11 protein-coding genes are annotated in these 11371 nt (G+C 39.1%); 8 read left to right on the top strand and 3 right to left on the bottom strand.

Annotated features, from left to right (window positions below; all coding sequences use genetic code 11):
- Positions 1 to 94: 94 nt before the first annotated feature.
- The 4 genes from AC5YDM_RS14520 to AC5YDM_RS14535 all read left to right on the top strand — a co-directional run bounded on the left by AC5YDM_RS14520 (position 95) and on the right by AC5YDM_RS14535 (position 4648).
- Positions 95 to 1429, top strand: a complete 1335-nt coding sequence (locus AC5YDM_RS14520; protein ID WP_496151848.1) for an ISNCY family transposase — start codon at positions 95 to 97, stop codon at positions 1427 to 1429.
- Between the two features lie 333 nt (positions 1430 to 1762).
- Entirely contained in the window at positions 1763 to 2971 is a 1209-nt protein-coding gene (gene ubiH, locus AC5YDM_RS14525) for a 2-octaprenyl-6-methoxyphenyl hydroxylase (protein WP_496152785.1), read from the top strand.
- 17 nt (positions 2972 to 2988) lie between these two features.
- The gene (locus AC5YDM_RS14530; RefSeq protein ID WP_496152824.1) at positions 2989 to 4212 is read left to right on the top strand and encodes an FAD-dependent monooxygenase; all 1224 of its coding nucleotides are present in this window, start codon (positions 2989 to 2991) and stop codon (positions 4210 to 4212) included.
- Between the two features lie 187 nt (positions 4213 to 4399).
- The gene (locus AC5YDM_RS14535) at positions 4400 to 4648 is read left to right on the top strand and encodes a hypothetical protein (protein WP_496152786.1); all 249 of its coding nucleotides are present in this window, start codon (positions 4400 to 4402) and stop codon (positions 4646 to 4648) included.
- A gap of 137 nt (positions 4649 to 4785) precedes the next feature.
- Here the strand turns inward: AC5YDM_RS14535 and rsmI are convergent, their stop codons facing one another.
- The gene (rsmI, locus tag AC5YDM_RS14540; protein WP_496152787.1) at positions 4786 to 5634 is read right to left on the bottom strand and encodes a 16S rRNA (cytidine(1402)-2'-O)-methyltransferase; all 849 of its coding nucleotides are present in this window, start codon (positions 5632 to 5634) and stop codon (positions 4786 to 4788) included.
- A 65-nt stretch (positions 5635 to 5699) separates the two neighbouring features.
- On the opposite strand from rsmI, the gene AC5YDM_RS14545 reads away from it, so the two are divergent.
- The 4 genes from AC5YDM_RS14545 to AC5YDM_RS14560 all read left to right on the top strand — a co-directional run bounded on the left by AC5YDM_RS14545 (position 5700) and on the right by AC5YDM_RS14560 (position 8780).
- The gene (locus AC5YDM_RS14545) at positions 5700 to 6644 is read left to right on the top strand and encodes a penicillin-binding protein activator (RefSeq protein WP_496152788.1); all 945 of its coding nucleotides are present in this window, start codon (positions 5700 to 5702) and stop codon (positions 6642 to 6644) included.
- 70 nt (positions 6645 to 6714) lie between these two features.
- Positions 6715 to 7134, top strand: coding sequence for a YraN family protein (locus tag AC5YDM_RS14550; protein WP_496152789.1), 420 nt, complete (start codon positions 6715 to 6717; stop codon positions 7132 to 7134).
- Between the two features lie 61 nt (positions 7135 to 7195).
- Positions 7196 to 7900, top strand: coding sequence for a BON domain-containing protein (locus AC5YDM_RS14555; RefSeq protein WP_496152790.1), 705 nt, complete (start codon positions 7196 to 7198; stop codon positions 7898 to 7900).
- Positions 7887 to 8780, top strand: coding sequence for an alpha/beta hydrolase (locus AC5YDM_RS14560; RefSeq protein WP_496152791.1), 894 nt, complete (start codon positions 7887 to 7889; stop codon positions 8778 to 8780). The genes AC5YDM_RS14555 and AC5YDM_RS14560 overlap by 14 nt, the downstream gene beginning before the upstream one ends.
- 64 nt (positions 8781 to 8844) lie before the next feature.
- Here the strand turns inward: AC5YDM_RS14560 and nudC are convergent, their stop codons facing one another.
- The gene (nudC, locus tag AC5YDM_RS14565; RefSeq protein ID WP_496152792.1) at positions 8845 to 9603 is read right to left on the bottom strand and encodes an NAD(+) diphosphatase; all 759 of its coding nucleotides are present in this window, start codon (positions 9601 to 9603) and stop codon (positions 8845 to 8847) included.
- Positions 9603 to 11246 (bottom strand): chemotaxis protein, encoded by a 1644-nt coding sequence (locus tag AC5YDM_RS14570; RefSeq protein ID WP_496152793.1) that lies wholly within the window; start codon positions 11244 to 11246, stop codon positions 9603 to 9605. Before AC5YDM_RS14570 ends, nudC begins: the two co-directional genes overlap by 1 nt.
- Positions 11247 to 11371 lie beyond the last annotated feature (125 nt).

Genomic DNA, 11371 nt, shown 5'->3' on the forward strand with positions numbered 1-11371 from the left:
TTGTTAGAACCCATTTAAATTGTCTATATTCTCACCAATAAAAATGTCTAGTTTATGATGGTTTTTATCATCATGGACTGGATATAAAATATAGATGCTGATCACTATGTCTGATAAAGAAATTCAACGTCTTGCAGTTCTGCAAGAGGTTCGAGATCATCGTATTACCCAAGTCCGTGCTGCTGAAATCCTGAATCTTTCCACTCGTCAAATTACCCGGTTATTGCAGAAGCTCCATCAAGACGGTGTTTCAGGTCTGGCGCATGCCAGTCGTGGTCACCCGGGTCATCATCGCCATGATGAGTTATTAAAATCAAAGTGCCTTTCCATTATTTCTGAACATCTGCTCGGATTTGGACCCACCTTGGCGCATGAGAAGCTCAGCAGCATGTTTGACCTGAATATCCCTGTAGAAACGCTTCGGCGCTGGATGACTGCAAATGAGCTCTGGATTCCGCGATCCAAACGTCTAAAACGCCCATATCAGCCACGCTATAACCGGGATTGCTTGGGTGAGCTGATTCAGATTGATGGCTCATATCATGACTGGTTTGAAGGCCGAGCCGCCAAATGCTGCTTGCTGGTTTATATCGATGATGCCACTGGAAAGCTGTTGCATCTGCGCTTTTGTGAAGCGGAAACGACCTTTGATTACATGCTTTCAACCCGAGCCTACATTGAGCAATATGGGAAGCCCTTGGCCTTTTATAGCGATAAACACTCGGTATTCCGAGTCAATCAGAAATCGAGCCAAGACAGCAAGATCACGCAATTTGGGCGGATTCTGAACGAGTTAAACATTGATATTATCTTCGCCAACTCACCACAGGCCAAAGGCCGCGTAGAACGAGCGAATAGAACCCTTCAGGACCGTTTGATCAAGGAGATGCGCCTAGAAGGCATCGGTTCGATTGCTGAAGCCAATGCATGGCTACCCTGCTTTATTGAGCATTTCAATCAGAGGTTCGCCAAATGTGCGAGAAACTCAAAGAATTTACATCGGCCCTTAACCGAATCTGATCTTGAACTGGATGATATTTTTACCTGGCAGGAACCGCGTAAGGTCACCAAGAATCTAACCCTGACCTATGACAAATGTATTTATATGCTTGAACCGACTGAATTAAACCAGAAATTAGTTGGGCAATATATTTCATTTCTAGAGTATCCGGATGGGACTGTGGCCCTCATGCATCAAGGACGAAAGCTCAACTACAGCATCTTCAATAAATTGGCTGGGCTACAGCAAAATGAGATTGTTGAAAATAAACGTTTAGGTTCAGTTCTAGCGCATATTCAACAGCAGCATGAAGCATTGGAAAAACAGAATAAACGTTCAAGAACAAACAAAAGTATGCCAAGTCGTAAAGCTCAGAAAGCCGGTATTGAACAAAGAAAGTTGAATCCTGTGCTTGACTCTTGTCGTTAAAAACAGGACATTTTAAATGGTTTATCGCATAGACATTTTAATTGGTGAATACCAGCTCTGATGTGTTCAATTCATTTCGCGAACAGATATGTGGAAGCCCGTTCATGGCTAAGTAGGCTTTTTTATTGATTTTTTAAGTTTCATATTGATAGTTTGCTCATTTGTAGGTAAGGCAAAAAGTAAAACTACAATAGAAACTGCAAAAATGTCTTCACTGACATATTTACCTTGTGAACCAATATAAAAAAAGCATACCTTGATGTAAGATAAAACCAATACAAGTTTTAAGTATTTCGACAGCTAGAATCGAATACAACAGATAAGGAAGTAAGTATGCAACAAGAGGTCATCATCGTTGGCGGTGGAATGGTTGGACTCAGTTTGGCACTTATGCTCAGCAAAGCCAATATCCAAGTCAAACTGCTCGAAGCAATTAAATACCCAGACTATGATGATGCAAACCTTGCCCCATATCACTCAAGTTTTGATGCTCGAAACAGTGCTTTATCACGCCGTACAGTTCAAATTTATCAAGAGCTTGGACTGTGGGATGCATTACAAGAACATGCGACACCAATTCTAGAAGTGAATATTACCGAACAAGGCAGTTTCGGTAAGGCTCGCCTAAAAGCAGCTCAAGAAAAAGTCGAAAGCTTTGGACAGGTGATTGAAAATGCATGGTTAGGACGTGTCCTACTCGCAGAAGTTACAAAACAAAGTTCAATTGAGCTGATTGATGGTGTGCAAGTGACTTCATTAAACCAAGATGAAGAATTTGCGTATATCGAAGCAGTTCGAGATGGGCAAAAGATTGAACTACAATCTAAACTTGTGATTGCTGCCGATGGTCGAGACTCTTTCTGTCGTAAAGCTTTGGGTATTGGTGCATCAGAACATGACTATGATCAAGTTGCTATCGTAACGACAGTTCAAACATCTAAACCCCATGATCATGTAGGCTTTGAACGTTTTAGCCCACTTGGACCTTTAGCATTATTACCATTACCAGGTGAATATCGTCGTTCTGTAGTTTGGCCAGTGCCGAAAGGAACAGAGGGCGAATGGTTGGGTGAAGAAAATGATCAGCATTTCTTAGATGCGCTGCAAGAAACCTATGGTGATCGTGCAGGTAAATTCCAGAAAACAGGCAAGCGTTTCAGCTTCCCACTTTCTCAAGTACTTGCAGAAAAACAAGCCATTGGGCGTGTAGTACTGATGGGTAATGCAGCTCATACCATTCATCCAGTCGCAGGACAAGGCTTTAACCTGTGCATGCGAGATGCGCATGTTTTGGTACGTTATTTGACAGAACAATTGGAAAAAGGTGCAGATCTAGGCGAGTCATCAGTTCTACAAGCTTATGAAAAAGCACGTTTAAAAGATCAACAACGTGTAATCAAGTTCTGTGACTCCGTGGTTCGTGGTTTTAGCAATCAAAATTTACTTCTTAGATTCATTCGAAATATGGGTTTAATGTGTTTTGAAAATATCCCAGGCATTAAGCCACTCGTTGCAAATTATGCAATGGGGTTGAAGTCATGACAGGTACTTTTGAAGACATGAAAGAAGTCATTATTATTGGTGGTGGCTTGGTGGGTGGATTAACCGCATTATTGTTGGCTGATGGTGGTGTGCAAGCAACAGTGTTAGATGCAGCGCCAATTTTAGATGAAGCATCGGTACTACAAGTTGCCAACCCACGTGTATTGGCGCTCAGTCAGGCGACCATTCATTTACTACAAACGGTTAATGTGTGGAGCAAGATTCAGCGTCAAATGCCTTATACAGGCATGCAAGTGTGGAATAAAAATGGTTATGGCGAAATCAACTTTGGTGAAGAATCTTCGCAATATCCAAATGTTGAAAATAGCTTAGGTTCAATGGTTGAGCCGAGCGTGCTGAATTTAGCCATTCAACAACAAATGCTCGCAGCAGTGAAAGACTACCGCACTCAAGTCAAAGTGGTACGAATCGAACGTGGGGTAAAATGTTGGATCGTCAAACTTGCCGATGGAACTAAACTTAAAACCAAGTTACTCATTGGTGCCGATGGTGCAAATTCATTTGTGCGAGAGCAAGCATATATCGATATAGATGTGCTGGATTATAAACAAGCTGGTTTGACTTGTGCGATCCGTACAGTACAACCGCATGTACATGTGGCACGTCAAATTTTCTTGCCGACTGGTCCTTTGGCATATTTACCGATGGCAAGTTTGGATCAAGCTCAAGAAGGTCATTGGCAGTCGATTGTTTGGACGTTGCCAGATGACTATGCTGAAGAATACGCCAAGCTAGATGATGCTGAATTTACAGCATTATTGACCCGTGAAAGCCATCATATGTTGGGCGAGGTTCTAGAGGCGACACCAAGAGCACGTTTCCCCTTAAAAGCACGAGCAGCACAGCGTTATGTCCAAGAAGGATTGGCATTGGTGGGTGATGCAGCACACGTGATTCATCCGCTGGCTGGGCAGGGTGTAAATATTGGCTGTTTAGATGCGGCTATTTTATGTGATGTTTTATTGCATGATCTTAAACGTGGCGTTTGGGCGCATGAACAAACCCTTAAACGTTATGAGCATCAACGAAAAATTCAAAATGAAGCCATGATGCACGGTATGTCGGCGATTGGTTGGTTAGAAACGACTGAATTATTTCCGGTGGTCTGGGCGCGTAATTTTGGCTTAAAGCAAGTTGAGCAACTGCCTATTTTTAAAACGCGCTTTATGCAACAAGCCAATGGTTTATCGGCACTTAAAAATACACGCTATGAAGCTTAGGGTGCTGAAAATAAGCCAATGGATTAATTTTGCGCAATCATTAATACTTTTTTACGAATTTGATTAATAAACATACAAATCAAGTGGCTGAGACTCTAGTCGAAAGCCTAAGAGCTTGCTACATTTCTCATTAAATCTAACCTGATTTAAATGGGTTGCTATAGATGTCATTGATGGGGAGTTTAAAATGACAGATTCAAATGATTTTGATGATAACGAAGATAGCGTTGTTGATGATGATGAATCTCAAGCTGCCGAAAAAGGTGCAGCTGTAAGTGATTCAACTGTTTCTGATGCAGATGTTGCTGAAGCAGAAACATTAACCATCACAGCGAAACTAAAACAGCGTCAAGCTTTAGAAGATGAAGTTGCTGCATTTTTAGCGCGTGGTGGACAAATCAAAGAAGTTCCTCCAGATGAAAGCGCACGCGATTGATCGTCTAGCTAGCACTGCTTGAATGTCTATTGAATGCAAAAAAGCATCACTGAAGTGATGCTTTTTTTGTTTCAAAATTTAATTAAAAAAGTAAATGAATAGATTTTATTCAAAATCAAATAATTGAAGCACTACCGCTATTCATCTTCAGATTGAGCAGTAAGTTCCAATGCACGTTGGTAGGCGATTTTCTTTTTGATACCTGTCAAATCAGCAGCAAGTTGTGACGCCGCCTTAACGGTTAAGTCTTGCACTAAACGAAGCAATAATTTATCTAACTCTTCTTGCTCCATGTCTCTTTCTTCAGCAGCGCCCGCGATCACAAGTACGATTTCACCTTTTTGTTGATTACGGTCACTTTCGATAAAGGCATGTAATTCAGCAAGCGTCATCTTTTTGATGGTTTCAAATGTCTTGGTAATTTCACGTGCAAACCCTACAGCACGATCGCCACCAAATACATCGACCATGTCTTTCACTGAATCTAAGATACGATGAGGGGCTTCATAAATAATCATGGTATGCATGTTATTTTTCAATTTGTTCAATTGAATCAGGCGTTGTGATTTCTTAGATGATAAAAAACCTTCAAAGCTAAAATGGTCACTTGGTAAACCAACAGAACTAAGCGCGGCAATGGCAGCACATGCTCCAGGTACAGGAGTAACACGGATACCATGTTCTTGAGCTGCACGAACCAATTTAAAACCTGGGTCGCTAATCAGTGGTGTACCTGCATCACTAACTAAAGCAACATTTTCACCATGCTTTAATTTTTCGATAATTATATCAATTTTGTTACTTTCATTGTGATCATGACACGCTGTCAATGGAGTTGCGATATTATAGTGTTTCATTAAAAGAGCAGACTGACGCGTATCCTCAGCTGCAATAAGTGCGACAGACTTTAAAACTTCAATAGCACGATAGGTCATGTCGTCTAAGTGCCCAATCGGGGTTGCTACTACAAATAACTGAGCACTCATAGGTTTTCTCCATGGTGGATAAATTGAACAATAAGAAAAGTTTGTTTTGCTTGGGATTGTTTGGAATGATGATCCAAGCTCAAGCGGAGGTTTTGGTTATTTTACCTGAATCTGGGCCAATGGCGCGAGCAGGGAACAGTATTAAACTGGGTATTGTGTCCGCACAACAGTCATCTACGAGTAAAATACCGCTTAAATTTGTAAATTCTGATCAGAAAAGAATCAGTGATATTCTTAAACAGAATATTAATTCAAAAACTCAAATGATCATTGGGCCATTAGCCCGAACTGATGTTGAAAGTTTAATTCAACAAAAGCCAAAAATACCTGTACTCGCATTGAATGAAGTGTCGATGTCTCATTCAAATGTTTGGCAATATAGTTTGTCAAAAGATGCAGATGCAGATGCAATGATTGCGGTATTGGAACGCGATAAAATTCAGAATATTTACATCATGCGTCAAAAAGGCATGGAAGCAGACACGCTAAGCTTCGTGAATGCGCTTTATAAAAAATATCAGGGACATGTCGCGATCGTGGATCAAGTCCCTCAGATTCAAGCCAAAGATGGTATTTTACTTTTGGGAGATAATACTTGGATCAATTCTTTAACGAGATTGCCTAAGAGAAATATATACGCACAAGCGATTTCAATAGAAGATAATAAAACGATGCCAATCGGTCTAACTTTCTGTGATGTTCCTGCTGTGTATCAAACCAAGTGGTCTGATGTCGTCAATACCTATAAACAAAATCCAACGACTTTACCATTCCAGCGTTTATATGCTTTTGGTGGTGATGCATGGCAAATTGCTGAACAGTTTGTGTTAAATCCCAATTTGGATAAATTGAAATTTTCAGGTCGCACAGGGCAAATTCAAATTACTGATGATAAGGTTGCACGTGTGCCTGCATGTTATAAAAATACTGCGAAAGGTTTAGTTGAACAGGCATCTTTCAGTCATAAAATTCTAAGTCAGTTGAATATGTCTCATCTGATTCAAAATTAGTCGTCTATGATTTGTTTGGCAATATACGTTATGCCCTTATATCAATATAAAAAGGATACACTTTCAGAACATGACAGTTGCTCAGCAGATGGGAGTATGGGCAGAGGCTCAGGCAGAAAAGATTTTACGAGATGCAGGATATTCGCTCATTCACAGCAATTATCATTCGAGATATGGTGAAATTGATTTGATTGTGAGTAGAGATTTAGAGTTGGTCTTTGTTGAGGTTAAGTCTCGAAATAAGACTCGACATGGATCCGCTATTGAAGTCATTACGTTATCGAAACAGAAGAAAATTTTGAAGACTGCTTTAAGTTTCGTTGCTCAATATGAACAATATGGACAGTTTTATTATCGTTTTGATGTTATTTGTTTTGATTTCACTCAACAAATTGCAAAAAATCTACAGCAAGATTTTTCTAAGTTGGCGTATGATCAACAGTGGATTGAAAATGCATTTACATTGGATGCAGACTTGATTAATCTATAATTTGTATTTAGATCAGTTATTTAAAGTAAAGAATATTAAGTTTCACGAGGAGACTTGCTGAGTGTTTAGCCGTATTGTAGTAACAATGATGTGTGTCGCAAGCTTATCAGGCTGCGCAAGTTTTATTTCAAGCGGTACAGGTTCAGAGCCTGTCGGCGTTTCGAGCGGATCCCGTTCGCTTGGTCAAGTTTTTATTGATTCTTCAATTGAGCGTACAGCAAAGATCAATCTCTATAAATTAGATGCACGCTTTAAGCAGTCACGTGTCAATGTGAACAGTTTTCACAGTAATGTATTGTTGACAGGGCAAGTGCCTGATGCACATTTAAAGCAACTTGCTGAAGATAATATTCGCGCTATGAGTGATGTCAAAACGATTCATAACTACATTACTGTGGGTAATCAGGTGAATTACACCACAATCATGCAAGATGCTACGGTAACAGCAAATACACGTGCTTTGATCATGCGTGCGCCAGTCGTGTCTGAAAGTAAGGTATTGGTTCATACAGAAGATGCAGTCATGTATGTGATGGGGCGTTTAAATAATGCTGAAGAAAATGATTTGAATGATGTGCTTCAAAAAGTCGGTAATGTTCAAAAAATTGTCACGTTAATTGATAATGTTGAGCTACAAAGTAATGCAAATGGCATTCAATCTTCTTCTTTTACAACACCGATGGTGGGTGGTGCTCAAACGCAACCTTTAGATCAGACTCCTGTCGCAATTGATCCAGATGCAGTTGAGCCAAATGTCCAACCATAAATTAAAATTGCTGAATGAACATTTACAAACCAAATTTAAACCTCAAGTTGATTTTGTAAAACGTAAAATTGAAAACTTCCGCCCTTATGATTTGGGTGGATTGGCAATTAATGGTCTTACACCTAAAAAAGGCTATCAGACACGTCATAACGTCGCCTACGGCTTGAAGTCTCGTCAGCGCATGGATTTATATGTTTCTGATGCTGTACAGTCTAAGTCTTTAATTGTATTTGTGCATGGCGGTGCATGGACTCGTGGCGATAAAAGTTCTTACAAGTTCGTAGGTGAGGCTTTTGCACGATTTGGGCATGATGTAGCAGTGATTAACTACCATTTAGCCCCTGATCATATTTTTCCAAGTTATGTGGATGATTTGGTTGTTGCGCTGAACTATCTTGAGTTAAATCAAGAGAAGTTGGAGATATCCACCTCTAATATTATTCTAATGGGGCATTCGGCTGGAGCATTTAATATTGCATCGCTGATTTATCACCCTCAAGTTTTTGAATTTAAAAATAAGCAAAATATCAAAGCATTGATCGGTATCTCAGGCCCATATCATTTTGATTACAAAGGTGATGCCTTGGCTGAGCATGCTTTTGATCATACTGTGAATTATCAGCAAGTGATGCCTTATTATTATGTAGCTCAAAATCCAATTCAGCATTATTTGCTATTGGCAGAGCAAGATAAATTGGTCAAGCATAGTAATACTTATGATTTAGAAAAACAGCTGAAAGCGTGTGGAAATCACTGTGAAGTGATCACAATTCCTAAAACTGGGCATATTTCAATTATGGGAAGTGTATCAAGTTTATTTAGTCCGTTTTTTAAAACGCGACAAGCGATTTTACAGGCGATTGAACAATCACTTAAATGAATGTGAAAGCAATAAAAAAGAGAGTTGAGCTTAAGCCCAATTCTCTTTTTTTAGCTTTTATATTTTAATCTTTATGCATCGATGTATTATGAATCACATGCTGAATCATGGCGTGAGCAATACTTCCTGCAAAAGGAATTTCAGGAAGTTGATCAAATTTGAAGAATTGCGCATCACTAATTTCTTCTTCTTGTAGCTCAATCTCACCTGATGCATATTCAGCCTTAAAAGCAATCATCAGATTACTTGGAAAAGGCCAAGGCTGGCTTGAGAGATACTGAATATTTTTCAGTTTTAAGCCAATTTCTTCAAGTGTTTCACGTGCCACAGCTTCTTCAAGTGTTTCACCCACTTCGACAAACCCTGCAATCAATCCATACATATTAGATTTATTTTTTGCATTTTTTGCTAATAGAATTTCATCTCCACGAGTTATCACAGTAATAACGCAAGGTTGAACACGAGGGTATTGGTGATAACGGCAGGCTGGACAAACCATCGCATACTCTGACGAATGTACTTCAGTTTCCGCACCGCAATGACTACAAAATTTGTGGTTTCTACGCCATTCTAACAATTGAATTGCACGACTGGCTTGTTCAAATTCGCGCTTAGTCCATTGGGTAATCAGCTGACGGATAGGAACGAGTTGATAACCTTCAGGAATGGCTTCCTCAATATGTAAATCTCGAGCGATAACTTGGTCGTCCGAGATAAAATGTAGGTCATCTGCAAGCTTTTCGACTTTTGGTAGTTGAAAATTTTCATCTACCAAAAGTTGTTGTTGCTTAAAAATATAAGCAATCGAGAGTTCTTCACACATTAAGCAGAGGCTTTTAGGTTTTGGCTACTGGTCAGCGCAATATCAAACATTTTTTGGATGATCGGTTGCTTGTTGCGGATATTTTCAATCAGAATTTCCACACTTGCAAGGACATCAAGCAAGCGTTCAACTTGAGGCTTCGTCAATGTTGACTCTTTTGCCATTTCAGCTTTCAAGAAGTTTTCACTATTCAGTAATGCAGTTTGACCGTCTTTTGCACTTAGGAAAAGTAATGCACCACTAATTTCTTTGAATTGCGCAGGAATATTTTCAAGGCTCGTTGCTTGAGCGTCTTGTAAATAATTCAACAACGTTGAGCTAGATTCTTCAACCAAGGTTTTGGTTTGAGTCAATAATGCATCATGCGCTTCATCTAAACGATCTAATGAAATTTGCATATTGTTAACACGAAGTTGAAGGCGACTTGATGTGAAGTTACGCTCCAAAATTCCAATTGAGTTCATCGCAGATAAAATACTGTTCATCAATTGCTGTGCGAATTGCTGATTATTCTGCATATTGTCTTGGGTTAAATTCTCAGCTTGAATTTTTAACTCAACAAAAGCTTCGTTCAAATTCATCACTTTAAAGACGTTTGCTAAATTAAACAGTTTGGTTTTAATTTCAGCAATCTTATCTTCTGGCATGTTTTGATAGTTAAATTCGATTTCATTACGAATTTGCGTCATTTCTTCAGTGATCAACTTACTTGCAACATGGATAGTTTCAAAGTCAGGACCAAATAAATGACGGCTAAACACTTGTAGTTGTGAATCAGTGAGTAAATCTTCACCAATGTTGGCTTGTTCACGAATTTGATGCGATTGATCATCATCTTGACTGATGCAAAGACTTAATACATTTGCTAAATCAATCAGTTCAACTTTGAAGTCATTTGGAGACTCGAAGAAAGTCGCAATATTCGTTTCAATACTAATCAGTGTTCTTAAGCGTGCATCACTTAAAGCAAGATTTTCGATTTGATTAAATGCGACATGAACTAAACCCCAATATTGTTGGCTTGGTTTAGTTTGAGCTAAATGAGCAAGATAAGTACCGACAATTTTTAAAGCTTGTTGATCAAGTTCAGTTTCTTGTTGATTGAGAATCTTTTGCAAACTTAATTTATAAAGTTTGTGAATGAAGATTGATTTTTCAAGTTCAGGGGCTTGAGGTAAAGAGAACTTTGGCTCGATACATTCTAAAGAAGAGAGAATAGGTTGACCTTCAGGTGTGACAGGTTTGCCTAATGCAATTTCAAGATTATTGATGGTATCAAGTAGGAACTGGGGTACGCGTACTTCACGTAAACAAATAAACTCAATATATCGGCGCAACATGGTTGTGCCTTCGCTTAAAGCCACTACATCTTGAGTTTTAATTTGACGCGGATTGAGCATAATTTTACGCATCAATTCAGCTGCATACTGTGTCAATTGAGACAGATGGGGCATGTCAATCAGCATTAAGACTTGAGCACACTGTTCAAATTGAATTAAAGCATCATCAATACCGAAAGGCAGACTTTGATCTTCGACTAAACTATTAACAGCAGTTTCTACTTGTTGTATTGAATTATCGACTTCTTTTTTAATTATCAATAGTGCCGTAGGGTCAAAATGAATTGAGGTTTGGTAAGACATCTATCTGCACCTTTCCTAAGTATATATGAGTATATAAATGTTCTGAATAGCCCCTATAACTGGGGCTAAATTGTTCTGTGTTTAATATAACTGAACTAAGTTTTGTTTACAAAAAATATCAAATC

Source organism: Acinetobacter sp. CY81, assembly GCF_059515925.1.